The sequence below is a fragment of the Actinoplanes siamensis genome (assembly GCF_016862395.1).
GTDB classification, from domain to species: domain Bacteria; phylum Actinomycetota; class Actinomycetes; order Mycobacteriales; family Micromonosporaceae; genus Actinoplanes; species Actinoplanes siamensis.
Genome location: NZ_BOMW01000090.1, coordinates 1 through 22,011, shown reverse-complemented (window position 1 = coordinate 22,011; position 22,011 = coordinate 1). Strand labels below are relative to the sequence as shown.

23 protein-coding genes, 1 tRNA gene and 1 pseudogene are annotated in these 22,011 nt (G+C 72.2%); 11 read left to right on the top strand and 14 right to left on the bottom strand.

Annotated elements, in window-relative coordinates:
• The first annotated feature begins 106 nt into the window (after positions 1-106).
• Complete coding sequence (locus Asi03nite_RS35205) at positions 107-1,234, top strand: FAD-binding oxidoreductase (protein ID WP_239103156.1); 1,128 nt, start codon at positions 107-109, stop codon at positions 1,232-1,234.
• A 27-nt stretch (positions 1,235-1,261) separates the two neighbouring features.
• On the opposite strand, the gene Asi03nite_RS35200 is transcribed toward Asi03nite_RS35205, so the two are convergent.
• Genes Asi03nite_RS35200 through Asi03nite_RS35190 form a run of 3 tightly spaced genes read right to left on the bottom strand, consistent with a single transcriptional unit; the run spans position 1,262 to position 4,034 of the window.
• Entirely contained in the window at positions 1,262-2,818 is a 1,557-nt protein-coding gene (locus Asi03nite_RS35200) for an FtsX-like permease family protein (protein WP_203684846.1), read from the bottom strand.
• Positions 2,815-3,501, bottom strand: coding sequence for an ABC transporter ATP-binding protein (locus tag Asi03nite_RS35195; protein WP_203684845.1), 687 nt, complete (start codon positions 3,499-3,501; stop codon positions 2,815-2,817). The genes Asi03nite_RS35200 and Asi03nite_RS35195 overlap by 4 nt, the downstream gene beginning before the upstream one ends.
• Positions 3,498-4,034, bottom strand: coding sequence for a PadR family transcriptional regulator (locus tag Asi03nite_RS35190; RefSeq protein WP_203684844.1), 537 nt, complete (start codon positions 4,032-4,034; stop codon positions 3,498-3,500). Before Asi03nite_RS35190 ends, Asi03nite_RS35195 begins: the two co-directional genes overlap by 4 nt.
• Positions 4,035-4,256: 222 nt before the next feature.
• Here Asi03nite_RS35190 and Asi03nite_RS35185 point away from each other — a divergent pair, with 222 nt between their 5' ends.
• Complete coding sequence (locus Asi03nite_RS35185; RefSeq protein ID WP_203684843.1) at positions 4,257-7,316, top strand: FG-GAP-like repeat-containing protein; 3,060 nt, start codon at positions 4,257-4,259, stop codon at positions 7,314-7,316.
• Here the strand turns inward: Asi03nite_RS35185 and Asi03nite_RS35180 are convergent.
• From Asi03nite_RS35180 to Asi03nite_RS35155, 6 genes are read right to left on the bottom strand one after another with little or no spacing between them, the layout of a single operon-like run.
• A complete protein-coding gene (locus tag Asi03nite_RS35180; RefSeq protein ID WP_203684842.1) occupies positions 7,313-8,887 on the bottom strand; it encodes a SpoIIE family protein phosphatase in 1,575 nt (524 codons plus the stop codon). The two genes, Asi03nite_RS35185 and Asi03nite_RS35180, sit on opposite strands and share 4 nt — an antisense overlap.
• Positions 8,884-10,230: a sensor histidine kinase gene (locus Asi03nite_RS35175; protein WP_203684841.1), complete on the bottom strand. Its 1,347-nt coding sequence runs from the start codon at positions 10,228-10,230 to the stop codon at positions 8,884-8,886. The genes Asi03nite_RS35180 and Asi03nite_RS35175 overlap by 4 nt, the downstream gene beginning before the upstream one ends.
• The gene (locus tag Asi03nite_RS35170) at positions 10,227-11,258 is read right to left on the bottom strand and encodes a SpoIIE family protein phosphatase (protein WP_203684840.1); all 1,032 of its coding nucleotides are present in this window, start codon (positions 11,256-11,258) and stop codon (positions 10,227-10,229) included. Before Asi03nite_RS35170 ends, Asi03nite_RS35175 begins: the two co-directional genes overlap by 4 nt.
• Positions 11,255-11,659: an anti-sigma regulatory factor gene (locus Asi03nite_RS35165; protein ID WP_203684839.1), complete on the bottom strand. Its 405-nt coding sequence runs from the start codon at positions 11,657-11,659 to the stop codon at positions 11,255-11,257. Before Asi03nite_RS35165 ends, Asi03nite_RS35170 begins: the two co-directional genes overlap by 4 nt.
• Entirely contained in the window at positions 11,656-12,072 is a 417-nt protein-coding gene (locus tag Asi03nite_RS35160; RefSeq protein ID WP_203684838.1) for an STAS domain-containing protein, read from the bottom strand. The genes Asi03nite_RS35165 and Asi03nite_RS35160 overlap by 4 nt, the downstream gene beginning before the upstream one ends.
• Before the next feature lies 1 nt (position 12,073).
• Positions 12,074-12,931 (bottom strand): STAS domain-containing protein, encoded by an 858-nt coding sequence (locus tag Asi03nite_RS35155; RefSeq protein ID WP_203684837.1) that lies wholly within the window; start codon positions 12,929-12,931, stop codon positions 12,074-12,076.
• Between the two features lie 165 nt (positions 12,932-13,096).
• Between Asi03nite_RS35155 and Asi03nite_RS35150 the strand changes: the two genes are divergently transcribed.
• From Asi03nite_RS35150 to Asi03nite_RS35140, 3 genes are all read left to right on the top strand, one after another.
• Complete coding sequence (locus Asi03nite_RS35150; RefSeq protein WP_203684836.1) at positions 13,097-13,450, top strand: STAS domain-containing protein; 354 nt, start codon at positions 13,097-13,099, stop codon at positions 13,448-13,450.
• A gap of 108 nt (positions 13,451-13,558) precedes the next feature.
• The gene (gene mscL / locus Asi03nite_RS35145; RefSeq protein WP_203684852.1) at positions 13,559-14,026 is read left to right on the top strand and encodes a large conductance mechanosensitive channel protein MscL; all 468 of its coding nucleotides are present in this window, start codon (positions 13,559-13,561) and stop codon (positions 14,024-14,026) included.
• A 63-nt stretch (positions 14,027-14,089) separates the two neighbouring features.
• The gene (locus Asi03nite_RS35140; RefSeq protein WP_014687363.1) at positions 14,090-14,320 is read left to right on the top strand and encodes a hypothetical protein; all 231 of its coding nucleotides are present in this window, start codon (positions 14,090-14,092) and stop codon (positions 14,318-14,320) included.
• A 33-nt stretch (positions 14,321-14,353) separates the two neighbouring features.
• Here Asi03nite_RS35140 and Asi03nite_RS35135 read toward each other — a convergent pair whose 3' ends face one another.
• Positions 14,354-15,154, bottom strand: coding sequence for a zf-HC2 domain-containing protein (locus Asi03nite_RS35135; RefSeq protein WP_203684835.1), 801 nt, complete (start codon positions 15,152-15,154; stop codon positions 14,354-14,356).
• Positions 15,155-15,267: 113 nt separating this feature from the next.
• Positions 15,268-15,894, bottom strand: coding sequence for a CGNR zinc finger domain-containing protein (locus Asi03nite_RS35130; RefSeq protein WP_203684834.1), 627 nt, complete (start codon positions 15,892-15,894; stop codon positions 15,268-15,270).
• A gap of 148 nt (positions 15,895-16,042) precedes the next feature.
• Between Asi03nite_RS35130 and Asi03nite_RS35125 the strand changes: the two genes are divergently transcribed.
• Positions 16,043-16,870: a L,D-transpeptidase family protein gene (locus tag Asi03nite_RS35125; protein WP_203684833.1), complete on the top strand. Its 828-nt coding sequence runs from the start codon at positions 16,043-16,045 to the stop codon at positions 16,868-16,870.
• On the opposite strand, the gene Asi03nite_RS35120 is transcribed toward Asi03nite_RS35125, so the two are convergent.
• Positions 16,778-17,332 (bottom strand): hypothetical protein, encoded by a 555-nt coding sequence (locus Asi03nite_RS35120; RefSeq protein WP_203684832.1) that lies wholly within the window; start codon positions 17,330-17,332, stop codon positions 16,778-16,780. The two genes, Asi03nite_RS35125 and Asi03nite_RS35120, sit on opposite strands and share 93 nt — an antisense overlap.
• Before the next feature lie 125 nt (positions 17,333-17,457).
• Between Asi03nite_RS35120 and Asi03nite_RS38715 the strand changes: the two genes are divergently transcribed.
• Both Asi03nite_RS38715 and Asi03nite_RS38305 read left to right on the top strand, forming a co-directional pair.
• Positions 17,458-17,589, top strand: a complete 132-nt coding sequence (locus tag Asi03nite_RS38715; protein WP_275409524.1) for a hypothetical protein — start codon at positions 17,458-17,460, stop codon at positions 17,587-17,589.
• A gap of 4 nt (positions 17,590-17,593) precedes the next feature.
• Positions 17,594-17,764, top strand: a pseudogene (locus Asi03nite_RS38305) (MBL fold metallo-hydrolase); the annotation flags it as partial.
• A gap of 21 nt (positions 17,765-17,785) precedes the next feature.
• Here the strand turns inward: Asi03nite_RS38305 and Asi03nite_RS35115 are convergent.
• The gene (locus Asi03nite_RS35115; protein ID WP_203684831.1) at positions 17,786-19,000 is read right to left on the bottom strand and encodes a phytase; all 1,215 of its coding nucleotides are present in this window, start codon (positions 18,998-19,000) and stop codon (positions 17,786-17,788) included.
• Between the two features lie 152 nt (positions 19,001-19,152).
• Between Asi03nite_RS35115 and Asi03nite_RS35110 the strand changes: the two genes are divergently transcribed.
• Complete coding sequence (locus tag Asi03nite_RS35110) at positions 19,153-19,809, top strand: hypothetical protein (RefSeq protein ID WP_203684830.1); 657 nt, start codon at positions 19,153-19,155, stop codon at positions 19,807-19,809.
• Here Asi03nite_RS35110 and Asi03nite_RS35105 read toward each other — a convergent pair.
• Positions 19,800-21,128: a serine/threonine-protein kinase gene (locus Asi03nite_RS35105; RefSeq protein WP_203684829.1), complete on the bottom strand. Its 1,329-nt coding sequence runs from the start codon at positions 21,126-21,128 to the stop codon at positions 19,800-19,802. The two genes, Asi03nite_RS35110 and Asi03nite_RS35105, sit on opposite strands and share 10 nt — an antisense overlap.
• A gap of 41 nt (positions 21,129-21,169) precedes the next feature.
• Here Asi03nite_RS35105 and Asi03nite_RS35100 point away from each other — a divergent pair, with 41 nt between their 5' ends.
• Entirely contained in the window at positions 21,170-21,697 is a 528-nt protein-coding gene (locus tag Asi03nite_RS35100) for an RNA polymerase sigma factor (protein WP_203684828.1), read from the top strand.
• A 79-nt stretch (positions 21,698-21,776) separates the two neighbouring features.
• Positions 21,777-21,851, top strand: a tRNA-Lys gene (locus Asi03nite_RS35095).
• The last annotated feature ends 160 nt before the right edge of the window (positions 21,852-22,011 follow it).

The following is a 22,011-nucleotide window of genomic DNA, read 5'->3' as shown; positions in this document are numbered from 1 at the left end:
CTTACACACGCAGACCTCGCCCATTCGAACACGTGTACGATGTGCCAGAGTGGACGATCTTCAGGGCTCTCAATCCGCGCTCCGGTCTGATGGGGAGGCTTCGGACGTGCCTGATTCCCTTCTCGATGCGCTCGTGGACATCTGCGGCCCCGATCTCGCGCGGCAGGCGCGGTCGGTGGACCAGGTGGGCGGGCGACGCGCCGGGTTCGTCGCCGTGCCCGCCACCGGGCCGGCCGCCGCGGCGACACTGCGCCTCGCCGCCGAGCGCGGTCTCAGCGTGCGGGCCCGGGGCTCCGGCAGCAAAATCGACTGGGGACGGCCACCCGCCGGGCTGGACCTCATCCTCGACACCGGCCGGCTGAACGGGATGTGGAGCCACCACGGCACGTCCGCCGTCGTCGCGGCCGGGACGCCGGTCGCGGCGGTGCAGGCCGCGCTCGCGTTGCGCGGCCGCCGGCTGGCGGTGGACCCGCCGTCACCCCGCGCCACGGTCGGCGGGATGCTCGCGGTCAACGAGTCCGGCCCGCTCGCGCACCGGTTCGGCAGCCCGGCCACGCAGACCGAGAGCCTGCGCTACGCCGAGGCGTCCGGCGACGAGCTGGAGTCGGACGGGGAGGACGGCCGCCCCGGGATCGCCGAGATCGACGGGGTGATCACCTCGGCGACGCTGCGGGTGCATCCGCTGCCCGCGGACCGCCGCTGGGTGGGGTGCTCGGTGACCACGCCGGCCGGGGTGGCCGAGCTGGTCGACCAGGCCGTGGCGCTCGATCTCGACCCGAGCGCGATCGAGGTGGACCTGCCGGGCGCGGCCGAGGGCACGGTCGCGGTGCTGCTGGAGGGCGAGGCGCCCGCGGTCGACGGCCGCTCGGCCCGGCTGGCCCGGGCCTGGGGCGCCGCGACGGTGCTGGCTCCGGAAGGCCCGCGGTGGTGGGGGCGATATCCGTTCGGCGCCCAGGACGTCGCGGTGCGGATCTCGGTGCGTCCGGAGGCGCTGCAGTCGGTGACGTATGCGCTGCGCGACCTCTGCGGCGCCCCGGTGCCGTTGCGCGGTTCGGCAGGGCTGGGCACGGTGCACGCGGTCCTGCCGGCCGGCCTCCCGGCACGGCGGGTCACCGACATCGTCGGCGGGGTGGAGCAGGTGCTGCTGGCCCGCGGCGGCAAGGTCGTGGTGGTGTCGGCGCCGCCGGCGTTGGCCTCGGAGCTCGAGATGGCCGAGCCGCGAGACCTGTTCTGAGCCACCGGACCCCCGCGGGAAGCCGGGTCAGCCCGCCCGCAGCTCCGCGACGTCCGTGCTGGAGCGCAGCACCAGCATCCCGGCGCCGGCCACCAGCAGCATCGCCAGCAGCGCCCCACCGCCGAGCAGCGCGAGCTGCCCGACCGGCACCGGGATCGGCCAGTGCACCAGCGGGTCGACGATGGTCCTCCGGGCGCAGACCGAGAAGTCCTGCGCCTTCGGGTCCACACAGACCTGGTAGGGGTCGCCGCCACCGACGGTCACCCCGGTCCGGATGGTGCGCATCAGCGACGCCCCCGAGCCGAGCGCCAGCAGCAGAGCCGGGACCAGCGGTGCGAACGTCGTCAGGAGCAGTGTCGCGCCGAGCTTGCCGCGGGACACCCCGCCGGCGGTCATCGCCGCGAAGGCCCGGCGCCGCGCCACGATCCCCTCGGCGAACGTGACGAGCATGCCGCCCGCCGCCACCACCAGCCCGATCGTCACCGCCATCATCACCAGCCGGATCGCGCCGTAGTAGAACCCCGTGTCGCCCGTCCCGTACCGGCCGCCCTGCGGATCGGCGAGCTCGTCGAACCGGGCCCGCGCGTCGAACTCCGCGCTCAGGTCGGCCCGGAAGCCGAGCGTCCCGGCGCCGAAGACGACGGCGGCCAGCAGCGCTCCGAGCGTACGGCTGCCGTTCCACGGATCGGCCATCAGCCGCGCCCCGGCCAGCAGCGTCACCGGGCCGCGCCCGTACCGCCGCAACAACCGCCCGGCGGTGTAGGAGATCCACCCGGTGCCGGCCACCACCCCGATCATCACGAACAGCACCCCGGCGCCCATCATCGCCAGCGGAGCCCACTCCGGCATGCGCCAGTCCGCCGGCGCCAGGTGCAGCGTCCGCGGCGCGAACAGCACCAGCCCGAGCACGATCAGCACGCCCGGCCAGGGACGCGGCCCACGGTCCCGGATCCGCCGCACCACGCCGAGCGGAGTGATCACCACGCGGCGCATCAGCAGCACTCCGATCAGCCCGGACAGCACCGGGACGGTCAGCAGGACCACGATCACGATCAACGGATTCGGCAGTACGTCGGTGGGCAGCACCAGCCGGCCGTCCGCGCCCCGCCGGTGGAGCGCCACGCGCAGCCCCAGGTAGACACCGAACCCGGCCATCGAGCCGAGCAGCCCGGCCGCCGCGGTCTCCGCCCCGGCGATCAGCACCGCCTGCCCCGGTGTCGCCCCGGCCAGCCGGATCGCGGCGAGCCGCCGGTCCCGGGCCGGGGCGCCCAGCCGGATGCACTGCCCGGCCAGCGCGAGCACCGGCAACGCCAGCATCAGCAGCGCGAAGATCACCCCGGGCCGCAGCCCCGCCTCGACCAGCAACGGGCTCGTGTACTGCTCGGAGCCGGGCGCCATGATCTGGCCGCCGCCGTCCGGCTGCGCGGGGTCCGGGATCCAGTTGCCGCCGTGGATCGCCGCGACGGTGGCGGCGGCGAGCAGGGCCACCGCGGCGAGCGCGGCGCTCCCCGCGGTCAGCACGGTCCGCAGCCGGTCGGTGCGGTTGCCGGCCAGGCTCAGCCGGACCAGGGTGCCGGCCCTCATCCGGGGATCCCGATGCCGCTCGGGTCGGCGGCGCCGTCGCGCAGCACGATCTCCCGGTCCGCGTACGCCGCGATCGACGCCTCGTGCGTCACCAGCACCAACGAGCTGTCCTGCTCCCGCACCGCCCGCACCATCGCGGTCATCATCTGCTCGCCGTTGAGCTGGTCCAGCGCGCCGGTCGGCTCGTCCGCGAAGATCACCCGCGGCTCGGTGACCAGGGCCCGGGCCGCCGCGCAGCGCTGCTGCTGGCCGCCGGACATCGCGCCGGGCCGCTGCTCGGCCAGGTCGGCGACGCCGAACCGGTCGAGCCAGCCGAGCGCCGCTTCCCCTGCCTCTCGCCGCCCCGAACCGGCGAGAAGCAGGGGAAGCGCCACGTTCTCCACTGCGGTCAGTTCCGGCACCAGCTGCCCGAACTGGAACAGCACGCCGAACTCGGTGCGCCGCAGCCGCGACCGGGACGCCTCGGACCACAGGTTGATGTCCTGGTCCCGGTAGACGATCGAGCCCTGGTCGGCGCGCAGGATCCCGGCCAGGCAGTGCAGCAGCGTGGACTTGCCGCAGCCGCTCGGGCCGGTGATCGCCACGATCTCGCCCGCGGCGACGGTGACGTCCACCCCGCGCAGGGCCGGTGTGGCCCCGTAGCTCTTGGTGACGCCGGTGGCGGTCAACAGTGCTTCGCTCACGCTGTCACTTCCTTCTGCAGCTCGGCGACCCGGGCCAGGGTGGTCCGCAACCAGCGCAGGTCGGCGTCGAGGTGCCCGATGGCGTAGTCCGCGGCGACGACGTCGCCGACGTTCGCACCGGGCCTGGTCTTGATCGCGGTCAGCTCCCGCATCCGGGTCACGTGCGCCGCCCGCTGCGCGGTCAGATAGCCGGTGGCCTGGTCGATCCCGGAGGCCAGCAGCGCGACCACCACCTTGTTGAAGAGGGTGCCGCTCACGTACGGCGCGGGCGGCTCGACCTCGGTGAGCCAGGTGTCCAGCCGCTCGCGGCCGAGGTCTGTCAGTTCGTACGACGTGCGCTCCGGCCCGGACTCCTGATCCTGCCCGGAGCGCACCACCAGGCCGTCCCGCTCCAGCCGCCCGAGGGTGGCGTAGACCTGGCCGTAGGCGAGCGGTTTCGCCTGCGGGAAGCGGTCGTCGTGCGCCCGTTTCAGGTCGTAGCCATGCCGGGGGCCGGCGGCCAGCAACCCGAGCAGGACGTGTGCCGTGGACATGGCCGGTACTATTCACTGAGTGAATAGCTGCCGTCAAGCCCGGCTACGACTCGCAGAGGCCGCGCCGGCATGTCCGATCGCGGCGTGGCCTCGCCGCCACCTGCCGTCTCGACGAGGACGCCTGACCGAACGGATGAGGCCGGAACGATACCGTTCCGGCCTTGCCCGGCTGATCTTGATCTCCTACGCTCCCCCGATATCTACTCATCGGGGGACGAGCCCATGTCCACAGTGGCGCGCCGCGGCCTGGTAGCCGCCGGCTGCACTGTCCTTTCCCTCGCCGGTCCCGTCCCGGCCTCCGCGGCGCCCGCTGCGCCACCGGCGCCGTCCGAGGTCACCGTAGTCCCGGCCTACACCAGCACCGACATCCTCACCGACCTGGTCGTGTTCGCCGGCCGGACCGGCTTCCTGCACCAGTACTCGACGAACGCGCCCTGGCTCTGGACCCGATACTCCGACGGCGTCACCCGGACCGTTCCCGACCTCGCCGGCGTCACCGCGCCGGGCCTGGACAAGGCCGGCGGCGACCGGGTGCGGGTCAAGGTCGACGTTCCCGGCCACACCGTCGCCGGCGCGGTGAACCTGCTGGACCTCACCACCGGCGACTGGCTGCATCCGGCGCTGCCCGACGACGGCACCTTCGTCACCTTCTCCGGTGACACCATGGTGGTCCGCCTGGCTTCCACCGGTGGGCCTGTGCTGCGGAGGTTCGCCACCGACGGCACGTTCACCACGATCCCGATCACCGGCCTGCCCGAGGGCGCCACCGCCGTGACCGCTGTCGCGGCCGCCTCCGACGCGGGGGGCATCGTGGTCTCCTTCCAGTCCCCCGGCGTCACCGGACGCCGGTTCGGCCTGGTCGACTACGCGACCGGCCGGGTCGGGCTAATCCCGGCGATGACCGGCGCGGTGCAACCGGCCGCCCTGCTGTCGAGCACCCACATCGCCTTCCGGATCAACACCGATCTGAAGGTCTTCGCCCGCTCCGAGATCATGGACGGCACGGCAGGTGAGCCGGCCGTCATCGCGCAGCCGAACTCCGGCACCATGGCGCTGGTCGGTGACCGTCTCCTGGTCCGTGCCACCGCGTACGGCAGCGCCCGGGTGCCGGTCCGGCTGCTGTCCGCCGACGGCACGGAACAACAGGTCATCGAGCAGAGCCCGGGGGTGGCGTACTCGATGGTCGCGTCGCCGGTCGGCGCCCTCGTGCTGGGTGGCTCCGGCCCGGAGGACTGGGCCGTCCGACAGGTCACACCGCAGGGCGTGACCCCGGTGCTCTCCGAGGTCCGCACGGCCGTCAACGCCGGTGTCACCCTCCACCGGGGCCTGCTCCGGCACGTCCGGGCGACCGCCCGCCCCGGCGAGGCCACGGTCTACGACTTCAGCAACCACCAGGTGTTCCCGCCCGGCACCGGGCCCGGAGGCTACGGCGGCACGATGCCGGACGCCACTCCGTGCGCCGTCGACGTGGCCTGTGTCCGGACCATCGACGGCAGCCGCTCCGGCACCGTCCACGTCTCCGCGGGCGCCACCTCGACCACCGTCCACTACCGGTTCGCCGGCCCGGACGGCTGGAACGCGCTGGTTCCGGCGGGTGGCGGCCGCCTGGTCGACGTCTCGGAGAACTACACGCTCGTCGACACCACGAGCCCGGCGAAGCAGTACCTCATCCGCAACGGCGGCTCGCTCCCACCCGTGGAACGCCCGATCACCGGCGCCGCCCTCTGGCTGGACACGCTCTGGACGGCCGGTCCCGGCACGATCCAGGCGAAGAACCTGGCCGCCGACACCACCTCTCCAGCCATCTCGATCGGCGCCCCGTGCACCCCGTCCGAGGTGCAGGCGAACGCCCGGCAGGTGCTCTGGTCGTGCGGCCCGGACGGCCCGTCCGGCGTCTACAACCTGGGCCCGGGAAACAGCCTGTCGCTACCGGCCGGTCAGTACTCGCTCGGCGACGGCTTCGCCGTCCGGCACGATCTCAAGACCAACAGATTGCTGCGGTACGACCTGAGCCTGCGCTCCCTGCCGAACCCGGTCACCCTCGGCACCGTCGACCGGAACCCGGCCCTGGCCGACGACCGGAACATCACCTGGACCGTCGACCGGTTCGGCGGTGACGTGGCCTATGTGGACGCCGCCAACGCCGTACACGTCATCGATCCGGCGCTGCCGGGCACGCCGCCCTCGGTGATCTACACCGGCGACAGCACCGACGTCGTCAATCTCAGCTACGAGGCCGCCACCAAGTGGGCCCGGACCTTCGCGCTGAGCCGCCCGGTCTCCGCCTGGCAGGCGACGATCACCGAGATCGCGACCGGCGGCGTGGCCGCCACCCGCAGCGGCGGCGCCACCGCCCGGGACGTCGTCGTGTCCTGGGACGGTCTGCTGCCCGACAAGAAGGCCGCGACCAGCGGCATGTACCGGATCACCCTGTCCGCCACCACGCCGGACGGCGTCACCACCACCGCCGGCACCTCCACCGTGCCGGTCTGGGGCGGTGCGCCGAAACTGCACAGCTACACCGGCGACGGCCTGCCGTCGGTGCTGGCCGTGCGGGAGAGCGACGAGGGCGACTGGTGGATCACCCAGCGGGGCCGCACCTCGCTGTACAACTGGGGCTACACCGACAACTGGGACATCGGCCCCGGGAACAGCCAGGTCTCGGCGCTGGTGCCGTTCGGCGACCTGAACAGCGACCGGAGGAACGACGTCCTGGCTCGCACCGGCAACGGCTACCTGTGGGGCTATCCGGGTGACACCTACCCGGGCACCAGCGCGCTCGGCGTCGTGAAGATCGGATCGGGCTGGAACCGGTTCGACTCGCTGCTCACCTCCGGCGATCTGACCGGTGACGGCAACGCCGACCTGCTCGCCCGCGACGCCAAGACCGGCGAGTTGTACCGCTACAACGGCACCGGCAAGAAGTCCTTCGCCAGCGGCGTCAAGCTCAGCGGCAGCTACAAGGGACTGAAACTGATCGGCCCCGGCGACATCACCGGCGACGGCAGGGCCGACCTGCTGGTGATCGACAGCAAGGGCAACCTCTACCGCAAGGCCGGCACCGGCGCCGGCACCTTCGGGGCCAACGTCAAGATCGGCTCGGGGTACGCCGGATACAACGCGGTCATCGGCATCGGCGACCTGAACGAGGACGGCCACAACGACCTGCTCCTGCGCGACACCGCCGGCAAGCTCTACCGCCAGTTGGGCACCGGCAAGGGCACCTTCGCCGCCCGCCAGCAGATCGGCACCGGCTACCAGAAGTACCAGTACCTCTTCTAGGAACGCCGCAGCGCGACCACGGCGATGTCGTCGGCCTGCTCTCCTGACCCGCCCAGGCGGGTCAGGAGACGGCTGCAGAACGCGTCCAGATCCGGCTCCACCTCGGCCGCGCAGCCGGCCAGCGCGCGCAGCCCCTCGTCGATGTCCGCGTCGCGCCGCTCGATCAGCCCGTCGGTGTAGAGCACCAGCGTCCCGCCCGGCGGCAGTTCCAGCTCCAGCTCGGCGCGCTGCGGCGCGTCCAGGCCGAGCAGCGCGCCGCGCGGCTGCAGGAAGCGGGCCTCGCCGGCCACGTGCAGCAGCGGCGGCAGGTGACCGGCCGAGGCCATCCGGATCCGGCCGTTCGCCGGATCCAGGGTGAGCAGGCAGAGCGTGGCCGAGTCGGCGGGCAGCACGGTACGCATGAACCGGTTCGCCAGCTCCAGCACCGCCCCCGGCGAGTGACCCTCCACCGCGTACGCCCGGACGGCATGCCGCAGTTCGGCCATCACCGTGGCGGCGTGCAGCGAGTGCCCGGCCACGTCGCCGATGGCCACCAGCAGTTTGCCCGCCAGCATGGTCAGCTCGTAGAAGTCGCCGCCCACCTCGGTCTGCGCGCCGGCCGGCTCGTACCGCACGGCCAGCTCGATGCCGGGCACCTCGGGCAGCCTCGACTGCAGCAGGCTGCGCTGCAGGGTGACAGCGATCCGGTGCTCCTCGTCGAACGAGCGCTGCGCCTCCACCGCTGCCGCGACCGCCTGGGAGAGCTGGCGCAGCACCGGGAATCCGGGGGTCTGCGAGCTGCCGGAGACCGCCACGTAGACCGGTGGCCGGTCGATCCGCAGCCGGGCCGCGGCGACCGCGACGGTCTCGCCCTCCGGCCACTCGACCACGTCCCAGTCGGCCGTCTCGTCCGTGCGGACCAGCGAACCCACCGCTACGCGGTGACGAGGAACAGCCCATTTGCGTACGACCGGGGGCGGTCCCGCGGCGGCCAGGCTCTCCCCTTCGGACGTCTCGGCGACCACCACGACCGGACCGCCGAAGATGTCCGCCGCGCCCAGGGCTGCCACCTCGAGCAGGGCCGACAGCGTCGACGCCGAGTTGATCGCCAGCGTGGTCTCGGCCAGCCGGACCATCCGCGCGGCGAGCAGCTCGGCCCGCTGGCGCGCCCGGTAGTAGCGGAGCACCGCCTGGGCCGTCGCGATCAGCTCGTCCGGTTCGATCGGCTCGACCAGGTAGGCGTCCGCGCCGCGGTTCAGCCCCTGGGTCCGGTCGTTGACGTCGACCGCGTGCGCGGACACGTGGATCACCGGGAGGATGCCGTACCGCGAATCGGTCTTGATCCTCTCGCAGACCTCGAATCCGCTCATGTCCGGCAGCTTCACATCGAGCACCACCAGGTCGGCCTCGACATCCTCATCGGCCAGCTTGCGCAGGGCCTCGCCGCCGGTCTCCGCCTCGACCACGGTGAACCCGGCCCGGGTGAGCCAGCTCACCAGCAGGTACCGCTTGGTGGCGCTGTCGTCGACGACCAGGACCGTGGCTCTTGTCCGGTGCTGCACGGATTTCTCGCCGCGCGGGAGCTCGGTCACGACGTCACCGGCAGTTGGAGGGTGAACGTGCTGCCCTCACCGGGGGCCGAGTCGACGCGCAGGCCGCCGCCGAGAATCCCGGCCAGCCGGCGGGCATAGGGCAGGCCCAGGCCGGTGCCCTTGCCGCTGACCGGTTTGCTGCCGGGCACCTGGTAGAACTCCTCGAAGATGCGCTCCTGCAGCTGGGGCGGAATGCCGATGCCGGTGTCCGCGACCACGAACTCCACCTCGTCGCCGACCGGCCGCACACTCAGCCGCACCGAGCCGGCCTCGGTGAACTTCAGCGCGTTGGTCAGCAGGTTGCGCAGCACCTGGGCGAGCAGCACCTCGTCCGAGCGCAGGGTGGGCACGGCCGGCTCGTCCACCACGAACTCCACCTCGGGCCGGGTGGCGAGCGGGCGCAGAGTGCCGCGGAGCTGGCCGAACACCGCCTTGAGGTCGACCTGCGACCAGTTCGGCTCGATCCGGCCGGCCTCCGCCTTGGCCAGGTCGAGCAGGCCGTTGACCAGGGTCAGCAGGTCGCTCGCCGAGGCGCGGATCAGCTCCACCTGACGGCTCTGCTCCTCGGTGAGCTGGTCCGACGAGGAGTCGGTGAGCAGCCGGCCGAGCCCGATGATCGCGGTGACCGGGGCGCGCAGTTCGTGGCTGACGTTGGCCAGGAACCGGCTCTTCGCCTCGCTGGCCGCCCGCAGCTGCACCGACTTCTCGTCCAGCTCGGCGTAGAGCGCGACCACGCCACGGTTCGTCTCCTCCAGCTCGTCGGAGAGCTGGTGGTAGAGCGCCATCACGCCGCGGTTGGTCTCCTCCAGCTCGGCGTTCAGCCGGGCCAGGTCGTCACGTTGGGCGCGGACCTCGTTCAGCGCGGCGATCAGCTGCCGGTTCTGGACCGCCAGTTCGTCCAGCGGGCTGCCCGGCACGTGCCGGGCCAGGCTGGCGCGGATCTCGTCCATCCGGATCGGGGTCAGGGCCGGGGCGCCGAGCGGTAGACGCCGCACCATCCGGACCGTCGTGCCGGCACCCTCATCGTCGACCTCCATCGTGTCGACCAGGCGGCCGACCAGCTGCAATTGTTCGGCCAGGCGAGGCGTTCCGCCGGTTGCCGAATATGCCATTGTCACCTGGAGGGTTGGTACCCCGTAGGGCTCAACCGTGAACGTCACGTCAGTTTCCGAGCCGGCGCCGAGCAGCACTCGGCCCACCTCGCTCAGCGCGGTGGCGATCCGGGTCTGGTCCTGCGACTCCAGCCCGACCGCGCGGGCCACCTCCCGGCCGAGCTGCCGGACCGCGAAGATGTCCTGCTCGACCCGCAGGCGCATGCGCATCAGCGGCTCGGCCGCGGTCATGACAACCGGGCCACGAGTACGCCGGCGTCGTCCCGGCGGGTGCCGGCATCGCGCAGCACCGTGCCGGCGACCACCTCCAGCGAACGCGTCAGCAGGCCCGGGTAGTCCGCCGGGTTCCAGCGGTCCACCACGCCGTCGCTGTGCATCACCACGACCGCGCCCGGGACCAGCGGGTAGTCGTACTCCCGGATCTGGCGGCGCTGATGGCCGGCGATGCCGGGCATCGAGATCATGCCGCGCCGGGCGCCGTCCGGGCCGAACACGGTGCCGGAGATGTTGCCCAGCCCGGCGTACCGCACCAGGCCGGCCGCCGGGTCGAGCTCGGCGACGGCCAGCGCGGCGCCACGGGTGTGCCCGAGCGTGCGGTGCAGCGCCTCGACCACCGACGCCGGGGAGCCCGCCGGCGTCTGCCGGAAGACCCGCACCGCCTCGTGCGAGGCGGCCGCGGCCAGCCCGCCGTGCCCCAGCCCGTCGGAGACCAGCAGCTGCCGGCGGCCGTCCACCTCGCGGCTCGCGACCGCGTCGCCGCTCACCGTCTCGCCGGTGATCGGTCGGGTCAACCCGGCCGCCCAGGGCGGCTCCGGCGGGGCGTCCGCCCATACCTGCACGGCCAGGACCGTGCCCCTGCCGGGCAGCGAGTACATGTCCCAGCGGCTGGCCTGGCGGAGGATCGCGCCGAGCCCGATGCCCAGGGTGCCCGCGGTGGAGTGCCCGTCGCCGAGCGCCTGCTGGACGTCGGCGATGCCCGGACCGCTGTCGATCGCGATCAGCTCGACGCCGGCCTGCTCGGCGGTGCGCGTCGCGCGGAGCAGGATGATGCCCTGCTGGGCGTGCTTGACCAGATTGCCCGCTGCCTCGGCGGCGACGATCGAGAGCTCCGCGATCCGGCCTTGCGGCATGGCCAGGCCGGCGGCGAGGCGTTCGGCGGTACGGCGTACCGCCGCGGCCGTCCCGGCGGCCTCCACCCGGAACCAGACCCCCTCGTCGAGGAGTCCCTCGGGTACCGACGCCACCGTTCCTCCGCTCATCGGCACCATTTGGTGATGGTGATCGTCGTACCCTTGCCGGGCGCGGTGTCGATGGCGAACTCGTCGACCAGCCGGCGGGCCCCGCTCAGCCCCAGCCCCAGCCCGCCACCCGTGGTGTAACCGTCGGTGAGAGCCAGGTCGAGGTCGGCAATACCCGGCCCCTGGTCGGCGAAAACGATCCGGATCCCGGCCCGGATCTCGGACCGCACCCGGCCCACCTCGACGGTGCCGCCGCCGCCGTAGACGAGCGTGTTGCGGGCCAGTTCGCTGGCCGCGGTGACCAGCTTGGTCTGGTCCACCAGAGAGAGCTTGGCCTCCACGGCGACGGTCCGGACCAGCTGCCGGACACGGACCACGTCCTGGTCGGTGGCGACCGGGATCAGCCTGCTCTCCTGGTTCACGATGTGGTTACCGCGGCCTGGTCGGCGTCATCCTCGTCGTCGAGCTCGACCTCGGTCTCGGCGCGGCTGCGTGCCAGCATCTCGATGCCCAGCTCGACGTTGAGCGCGGTGCGGATCCCCGGCAGCGACAGCCCCAGCTCGACCAGGGTGATCGCGACCGCCGGCCGCATGCCGACCACCACGGTCTCGGCGTCCAGCACCCGGGAGACCGACGCGATGGTGGCCAGGGTCCGGCCGACGAACGAGTCGACGATGTCGAGCGTGCTGATGTCGATGATCACACCGTGGCAGCCGGTCGCCACGATCCGCTCGGCCAGGTCCTCCTGGAGCTGGAGAGCGACCTGATCCTCCATGTCGATCTGGATGGAGACCAGCAGGATGTCGCCGATCTTCAGGACCGGGACGCGTTCCACGTCAGCGCTCCGTCCGGTTGGCCCCGACGACCTTGTAGCTGTTCTTCCCCAGGACGTAGCGCAGCGCGTCGGCCAGCGAGGACTTCGTGGCGATGTCGCCGAACTCGATGCCGAGCGCGACGATGGTCTGCGCGATCTGCGGCCGGATGCCGGAGATGATGCAGTCGGCGCCCATCAGCCGGGCCGCCACCACGGTCTTCAGGATGTGCTGGGCCACCTGGGTGTCCACCGCCGGCACGCCGGTGATGTCGATGATCGCGTGCGGCGAGCCGGTCTCGACGAGCGTCTGCAGCAGGCGTTCCATCACCACCTGGGCGCGGGCCGAGTCGAGCGTGCCGACCAGCGGGACGGCGACCACGCCCTCCCACAGCTTCACCACCGGCGTGGAGAGCTCGAGCAGCTGCTCCGCCTGGTCGGCGATCAGCGCTTCCCGGACGCGCACGTAGCTGTCGAAGGTGAACAGCGCGGCACCGTCCACGAAGGCCGAGAAGGCCACGTAGCCACGCAGCGCCTGCGCGTCGGCGGTGTCCCCGAGCAGCTCGATGACCGCCTGCTTGAGGGCGAACACGCTGACCGCTGTCTCGTTCGCCGAGAAGCCCTGCCGGGCCCGGTTGCTGGACAGCTCACCGAGCTGGGCCCGCAGCTCACCGGCCTCCGCGTCGGTCAGATCCCGCGCCCCCGAGGCGAGCGCCTGCTGGAAGCTCTTCTGCAGGTCCCTGGTCTGACGCTCCAGCTCCGGCCGGCTCATCCTGCCCAGCAGACTGCCGCCCACCAGCTCCGCCCATCGGGCGACGAGCCCGTCGGCCTGCTTCTCGAGCAGGTCCGCGAAGCGACCCGCCTCATCCGGACTCAGCGGCACCGCTGCCCTCCCCCACCACACGATCCGTGCGCAACGGCCGGACTTTACCATCAGGGTGTCCGTTAATTGCTGTAGACCAACTAACGGACGAGGTCAAGCCCTTCGCCTCACCGCGCATCCCCCCGGTACGTGGAGTACCGTTCAGCAATAACAGGAGGTCCCCGAATGTCCTTGACGGTGCAGACCGAACAGCGCGGCGACATGGTCGTCGTGTCGGTGGCCGGTGAGCTCGACATGGCAACCGCCCCGCAACTGCAGGACCAGATCAGCGACCTGCTGGAGAAAGGCCGGACCCGGCTGGTCTTCGACCTGGCCGAGGTGTCGTTCTGCGACTCCACCGGGCTATCCGTTTTCGTCCGTGCGAAGAACAGCACCGACGACGCTGGCGGCACGGTCCGGCTGGCCGCGCCGCAGCGTGGTGTGCTGCGCATCCTCGAGGTGAGCGGCCTGGTCGAAGTCCTGCACACCTACCCTACTGTCGATGAGGCGGTCAGTGCCGAGGAACCGGCGCTGGACTGACCCGTCACGTTTCGACGTGCGCCCGGTCGGCGCGTAGTTTGTCGCCGACCGGCAGCGGGAACCCGTTGCCGGATTGTCCTCGGCCCCCCGGGAGTGCCCGTGAAAAAGATGTTCCAAGGCTTCAAAGACTTCATCATGCGCGGCAACGTCGTAGACCTTGCCGTCGGTGTGGTCATCGGTACCGCGTTCACAGCGGTGGTCACCAGCTTCACCAAGTCGTTCCTGGAGCCACTGATCAAGTGGATCACCGGTGGCACGGGTGAGCTGGCCGGTTCGTTCGTCCCCAAGAAGGGCATCGAGTTCACCTACGCCTCGTTCATCAACACGCTGATCACCTTCCTGCTGACCGCGGCGGTGCTCTACTTCCTCGTCGTGTTCCCGCTGAACAAGCTGGCCGAGCGCCGGCGCCGCGGCGAGGAGCCCCCGCCGAAGGCGCCCAGCGAGGAGGTCAAGCTGCTCACCGAGATCCGCGACGCGCTCGTCGCCCAGGCGTCCGCCGGCCGTGGTGGCCAGGGCAACGTGTACGGCAGCGCCGTGGACGAGGTGTTGCAGCGCCGGCCGGAACCGCCCCGCTGACCCGAGACGAAAAAGATTCGCCCTCCCGGCACGGTTCGAACAGATGTTCGATACAGTGCCGGGATGGAGCAGCGTAAGCACTGGTGGAACGGCAAATGGGGACGTCTCGCACGGAAGGACGTCTACCTCCGGACCAACGGCGACCAGTGGTATGTCGAGCAGCGCGCCGGCGGCTCCGACGGCACCTCCCACTTCTTCGAGTACGACAGCGAGGACGCCGCGCTCGACATGGTCCGGGCCCTGCTCAACGGGCCTGACGAGTGGCGAGAGCTGTCCGTCCGCCCGCCCCGGTGACGCCACGTCCGGGTCGCTCGCGGTCGCGCGCGTTCAGGCGGCCTGATGCCGGTCGCCGCTGTCGCGGGCGGCATCGTGGCGGGCGGTGAGCGGGCCGGACGGCGGGACCAGCCGCAGCCCGGGCCGGCGCGCCACCGGCGCCTCGTCCTCCCTCTCGGCCGTGCCGTCGAAGCGCCACCCGGCGCCGATCCGCGAGCCGGGCGGCCGCACCGACCCGCCGGCACCCCGGGAGAGCGCCACCACCAGCAGATATCCGGCGATCACGAAGCCGTGGCCGACCAGCCTGGTGACGTCCACCCGGCCGCCGGTCAGGTCGTTGACCGAGAGCAGCAGCAACATCCCGACGAACGCGGAGAGCATCGGCACCAGCCCGACCGGCCGGGTCCGCCGCAGCGCGATGAACAGATACCCGGCGCCGACCGCGACATTCCACGCGGCTGACTCGTTCCACAGGTGCCCCGGCGCGGCGGACAGCCCGAGATGCACGTGCCCGGCCCCGGACGCCCCGCCGATCTGCGCCAGCCCCAGGATGATCTGCACCGCGCCGACCAGCGCGAGCGACACGTAGAGCAGCGCCGCCACCGGCAGCAGTCGCCACCACCTCGCCCGGGTGGCCGGCTGCGCCGGCAGGGCGGCCAGGATGGCAGCGGTCAGATCCGGCACTTCAGGCATTTTTCCGGTACGGGTCAGCCGGTTCACCGACGCGGCCGCGTCCAGCCATTCCCGGCATGCCGCGCAGCCGGCCAGGTGCTCGTCGACCAGCGGCCGCAGGGCCGGATCGTCCTCACCGTCCAACTGCGCCGACAGCATCTCGCGCCACCGCTCACACGCCATGCACCCATAGTCGCGCGAGATCCGCCCCTGGTTCCCGGCCGGTCCCCGATCACGGTCGCCGCCCTGGCCACCGGCATCGGCGTGGCGGACGTCGGCCCGCCTACGCCGGCGCCTCAGCGCGGGTCGGGGCCGCGGCCGACCTCCAGTTCCCGGCTGTGGCCGAGCAGCCGGCGCCGTTCCCGGAACGCCCGCAGGTTGGCCGTGTTCCCACAGGTGCTGACGTCGTGCCAGACGCCGCTGTTGTTACGCGAGATGTCGAAGAACGCGGCCCGGCACGCCGCGTTGTGACACAGCTTGAGCCGCGGCCAGAGCCCCGCCTGCTGGGCGAGCAGCGCCTCGGCCCACAGCGCGGAGGCCAGCCACCGCGTGCCCCGCCCGGTCGGCACCACCCGGACCCAGCCGGCCGCGTCCGGCGCCAGGCTGACCGACACGTCGGCGGGTGGCAGCGCGCCGGGCGGCTCCCGGTTCGCCGAGGCGAGCACCACCTGCTCGAAGGCGGACCGCAGCCGGCGCAGCGAGCGCAGGTCGGTGGCGGAGAGCAGCAGCGTCGGGGCGGGCAGCCCGGACACCCGGGACCAGGTGGCCAGCGCGTCGGTCACCCACCACTGGGCGTCCTCGACGCCGCCGAGCAGATCCGGGCCGTACGACATCGCCGCGCGGGTGTTGAGCAACTCCTGAACGAGGGCGAAACCCCCGGGCGCCTCCCGCACGCCATGTCGGGCGCTCGCCTTCCACGACATAGCCGAAGACTACTTGACTCTTTTTCCACACCCCTTGTCCACAGGCGCGGAGGTCACCCACCCGGACGGGTGGACGATCGGGCATCATCGGTGGACGGTGGTGAATGGGTCGCCGACCGACCCGGCCGATCGGTGAGGAGGACCCCTGGTGCGCGGAGTTCTGGCGATCGCGGTCGCCGCGGTGACGGCGCTGACCCTGGCCACGGGGTGCGACTCGGGCGAGCCGGAGGCCGGGAGCGCGCCCTCCGGCGTACCGGAGTCGCAGTCGGCCACGCCCACCGCATCGACGGCGCCCGCCTCGCCCTCCGCGCCCGCCTCGCCGTCCGGGCCCGCCTCGTCCTCGCTCCCCGGCGGTGTGCCGTCGGTCTCCCCGTCAGCGCCGCGGAAACTCAAGGTGGGCGCCAAGGGCGCCGACGTGCTCGCCCTACAGCAGCGCCTGACCGAGTTGGGCTACTGGAACGGCAAGGCCGACGGCAACTTCGGCGGCACCACCCAGCAGGCGGTCTACGCGTTGCAGAAGGCCGCCGGCATCGGCCGGGACGGCACGGTCGGCCCGCGGACGCTGACCGCCCTGGAGGCCGGCGTCCGGCCGACGGCGAGGTCGACGAGCGGCCGCATGGTCGAGATCGACCTGAGGAGGCAGCTGCTGATGCTTGTCGACGACGGCCGGGTCACGCAGATCTTCAACACCTCGACCGGCTCGAACGAGCACTACCAGCAGAACGGCGAGACCTACCTGGCCGACACCCCGCCCGGCAGGTTCACCGTCACCCGCCAGATCGACGGCTGGCGCGACGCGCCGCTGGGCCTGCTCTGGCGCCCGAAGTATTTCAACGGCGGCATCGCCGTGCACGGCGCCAACAGCGTTCCTCCCTACGCCGCCTCACACGGCTGCGCCCGGGTGTCGATCGCCGCGATGAACTGGCTGTGGAACAACAACGCGCTCCCGCTGAAGACGAAGGTCTGGGTCTACTGATCCGGCCGGCACGCGCGGCCCGGGCACATCCGCCCGCGTCACTCCCCCACCCACGGAGTGCGCCTCACCGACCGCGCCGGCCGGTGGGAACGCCTTTCCGTAGAGCTCGGCGCAGAGGACCACGCCCAGCCATGGCACCCAGGCGCCGCTGAGGACCAGCGGCGCCTGGCGGTCGCGCATCCGCAACGTCACCGCCCAGTCGCCGGAGTCCACCTGGACTCCAGTGATCGCCCGCAGCGGCCATTCCCGGACATCCACGACGATCCGCTGATCGGTGATCACCACGATCCGGCGGCCGTCGCCGGCCACGTCCGCGGGAAGCCAGCCGTACTGCCTCTCACCCGTCCGGAGCCGCACCGTCGGCACCACGGCGGCCGTCCGGCCACCCCGCCCTACCAACGCGGCCAGCAGCACCATCGACCGGAATCCGGCCGCCAGCTGCTCCTCGTCCCACCCGGTCACGCGTCCACTCCGATCCCAGCCGCGCCGGGCAGGCCCCATCCCGCTCCGGCGCGTCCCACCGACGTTCGCACGCCAGGAGCTCCGCGACCAGCTAATACACCCTCAAGTGAGCCGCCGCGTTCCTGATGGAGCCGGCCGAGGCGCGCTGTGCCCGCGTCGAGGCCTCGCCGCAGCTCTCCGACGGCAGGTTCCGCAACGACGCGCCGACCAGCCCGTCGCTGTCGCTCGCCGCCCTCCCGCCGGTCGCGGCGGCCTGATGATCCGGTGCACTGGGCCACTTTCGGCTTGGCGACACACAAGTGGGCCGAGCCCGCCGAGCGCACCTGGCGCGAGGCGAAGGCGCGGGCCGTCCGGCTGGCCGTCCCGCGCCCCGGTGAGCGGGTGAACGTGGACGCCCCGCCGGAGATCGACGCGTGGTGGCAGCAGGTCGCCCGACTCCGGCAGGAACGGATCTCAGATCTTCGCCAGATGCAGGCTGCGCCAGTCGATGAACTTGAAGTTCGTGCTGGTACGGCCGCCGTCCGGGGTGTTCTCGCCGTCGTGGACCACGAGCAGGCCCTTCGGGTAACCCGGCAGCGCCACGGAGGTCACCGCGGCGCCGTCGGAGTGCTGGACGCCGTCGGCCCGCGGGCCGTCCGCGACGGTGAAGAGGGTGACCGGGCGGTTCGTGCGCCGGTCGTAGACGTAGAACCTGCTGTCGCCCTGGCTGGAGACGATCAGGTAGCCGTCGCGCCGGCCGGCGGAGTAGATGGTGGCGCCCTCCACGTCCGCGGCGATGCGGCCGCCCAGCCCCGGGTCGTCCGTGGAGTCCGGGTCGCATTCCCCGGTCACCGCGTTCCAGGTGGCCGGCACGCCGTACTCCCTGGTCCGCTCGACGATCCGCGGGATGCTGCTGAACGTGCCCCCGGACAGGTTGATCCGCCACAGGGCGACGTCCTCCTGCGCGGCGTAGAGCACGCCCGCCTCGGCGTCCACCACCATGCCCTCGACCTGCGGGCCCTCACCCGGCTCCTGGCACGGTGACCAGGTGCCGCCGTTCGGCAGGCGGAACGAGCTCGGCAGGTCCAGCGTGTCCGAGGTGCGGTAGGTGACCCGGCCCTGCTTCTCCTCCAGGCGGAAGATCCCCAGGCGGGTGCTGTGCCGGCGGCTGACCACGGCATACCTGTCGTACGTCGCCAGGCCGTACCCGGTGGCCTGTCCCTCGACCTCGGCCTGGCCCCGGGCGAACAGCAGCGGGGCGTCAGCAGACGTGACGTCGGTCAGGCCGGCCGGGCTGATCCGGTAGATGCGCAGTTTGTCGAGGCCGCGGTCGGTGACGACGGCCAGGTCGACACGCTGCTCGCCGAGTGTGAACCCGGAGATCAGGTCGACGTTGTTGAAACGGCCGCCCTCGGGGGTGGCGATCGACTGGATCTCCCGGCCGGTCAGGTCGTACACCCGCAGGCCGCCGTTCTTGGCGGTGCCGATCACCAGGCTGCGGGCCCGGTTCGCCTGGTTGACCCAGATCGCCGGGTCGTCGGCGTCGCCGCCGGCCTCGTCGTCGTACAGCGCCGGGGTCTCCGCGTTCGCGCTGATCTCGCGTTCCGGCCGCGCGGAGGCGACGGCCGGCACGCCGGCGGCCAAAGTGGTCAGCGCCACGAGCGCGGCGATTCCGGAAGTACGTTGCATGAATCAAGAGGATTCCCGATGCAGCTGACCATGTGATGGCCGGAGACTGAACAGGGCAGTGATCCGTTACCCAGCCGTTACATCAAGTCGAGAACCCCGGCCTCGAACGTCGCATCGCACCTAGTGGAAAGACAACACCTGAGGAGATCCTGATGCGACGTACGATCACAGCTCTGGCCACGGCTATCGCCCTGTCCCTGCCCGTCACCGCCTGCAACGACGCGCCCCGGCACGTCGCCGGTGACGCGGCGCCCGTGGGCGCGCTTCCGCAGGCCTCAGCCACGTCCACCCCGGTCGCCACCAAGCCGCACGTCACCCCGGCATCCAAGGGCACCTCACCCCCGGCCGCGGGCACGAGCCGGCCCTCCACGGCGACCAGCCGGCCGCCCGCGGCATCCGTGCTCGGCCCGACCGGGCTGGGTGCGCTGCGGATCGGGATGACCGCTGCACAGGCCCAGGCCACCGGGCTGATCGCCGGCTACCGGGACGGGGGCACCTCCTGCAGCTCCTCGCACCTGAAGAACCACCCCGACGCCGTGGTGGTCCACTCGCCACGGAAGGGCGTGGTCTCGATCCCGGCCTACGGGCAGCTCCACACCCCCGAAGGGGTCCGGGTGGGCAGCACGATGAAGCAGGTCCGGGCGGCGTACGACGATTTACGGCCCAGCGAGGTCGACGACACCATCACCGCCGGCAGCGGCCGCGCCTGGGCCGCCGCCACCACCACGGTGAACTACCGCTTCATGTTCCGGAACAACAAGGTCACCGGACTCTGGCTCGAGATCAAGGGCCAGGACTGCTACGAGTAAGTCAGCCGTAGCGTGGCCAGCACCCGGTCGGTGCGGTCCACCCGCTCGTCCTGCCGGATCTGCAGGTAGACACCGAGGTCACCGCCTCCGGCCAGCAGCACCTCGCTGAAGGACGGATCGGTTCCGCCGCAGCCGGTCCAGCGCCGGACCCGCCCGGTCAGCCCGCCGAAGGACACCCGGCGGTCGGGCTGCCGGGCGCAGCCGGCATGGACGGGCAGCGTAGCGGTGGACGGCTCGCGGATCCATCGGCTCGTGCCGACAAGCACCATCGGCGAGGTACCGGCCGGACCGGCCAGATCGGCGCCCACCTGCAGCCCGGGTGACGTGCCGGCGGGCAGCCCGATCGCCGCCGCGTCCCAGCCGCGGTCCCGCAGCTGGACGGCCCACGAACGGGGAACGGCGATCGAGACGACCCCTCCGGTGTCGCTCACCCGGACCCAGCCGGGTGGGGTGCCGTCCGGCGCCACCGCCCCGCCGAGCGAGGCCACGGCGGCCAGGGCCAACGCTGTACCGCCGAATCGGGAAAGCGGGCGCCGCCGCCTCCGGGACAGGTCCAGCGCCGAGGCGAACGCCACGGCCGAAGGCCAGCGCCGCTCGCGGTCCGCGTCCAGCGCCCGGAGCACCGCCTGGTCGATCTGTCGGGGCAGGCCGGGGCGCAGCTTCGAGGGGGCGACACCCTTGGCTTCGAGCGGGGTCCGCCCGGTCAGCATCTGGTACGTCATAGCGCCGATCGCGTGCACGTCGGCGCGCACGTCCAGGCCGCCACCGGGCAGGCTTTGCTCCGGCGCCATGTAACCGGGAGTCCCGGCGACCACCGTGAACCCGGAGGCGTGCGCGATGGACTTGGCCAGGCCCAGATCGGCCACCAGGACCCGTTCCCGGCCGCGGACCGTGGTGAAGAGGACATTGGACGGTTTCAGGTCGCGGTGCAGCGTGCCCGACTCGTGCAGCACCTCCACGGCCTCGGCGATCGCGGCGGCGGTACGCAGCGCGGCCGGCACCGGCATCGGCCCGCCGGCCAGGCGATCGGCCAGGGTGCCGCCGTCCGCGTACGTCATCACCTGGTACGGCCGGCCGTCCGGCAGCTCGCCGTAGTCGTGCACCCGGACCAGGTGCTCGGAGTCGACCCGGCGCAGCACCTGCGCCTCCTGTTCGAAGCGGGCCCGCACGTCCGGGTGGTGGGCCCAGTTGTCGGCCAGCACCTTGATGGCGACCTGCGACTCGAGGATGTCGTCCTCGGCCAGCCACACCGTGGCGAACGCCCCGGATCCGAGGCGCCCGATCACGCGATATCGCCCGATGTTGATGGGACCTGACACGTTCATATTATGAGCGCGAGTACGACGGGGGATGATCCACAGTGCATGAGGAACTCGCCACGCGGGCGGCGGCCGGCGACCGGGCGGCACTGGAGACGCTGCTGGCCGGGATACAGCCGTCGGTGCTGCGCCGGTGCGCCCGGTTCCTGCCCTGCTACCAGGACGCCGAGGAGGCCTGTCAGGACGTGCTGCTGCAGGTCGCCAGGAACATCGGCAGCTTCGAGGGCCGTTCCCGGTTCAGCACGTGGCTACACGTGATCATCGCGAACAGCGCCCGGCAGACGTACCGCTCGCTCAAGCGCCGGGCCGCCGAGCAGGCCCACGACGTGCCACCGTTCGACGTTCCGGATGCCCGCACCACCAGCGTCATCGCCGGATCCCGGCTGGACCTGCTGGACGCGCTGGAGCGCCTGGAGAGCCGGCGCGCGGAGCTGGTCGCGCCGATGGTGCTGCGGGACATCTGCCAGCTGGAGTACCGCGAGATCGCGGAACATCTGGGCATCCCGGAGGGGACCGTGAAGTCTCGCATCCACCAGGCCCGCGGGGCGGTCCGGGAGTACCTGTGCTGACTGCTATTACGGAGGCGGACGATGCGGCGGCGGGTGCATGATTGCGGAACGGATGCCGGTGGGTACGCTGGCATCCGGCGGGCCGCTAGCTCAATGGCAGAGCTGTGGACTTTTAATCCATAGGTTCAGGGTTCGAGTCCCTGGCGGCCCACCACCACAGGTCAGCCCGGCGCGTCCGGGCTGACCTGTTCCGTTCCCGGAGTGGTTCTACAACGGGCAGCGGCCGGCGGCTCCCGGCCCCCGGCCCCCGGCCCCCGGCCCCCGGCCCCCGGCCCCCGGCCCCCGGCCCCCGGCCCCCGGCCCCCGGCCCCCGG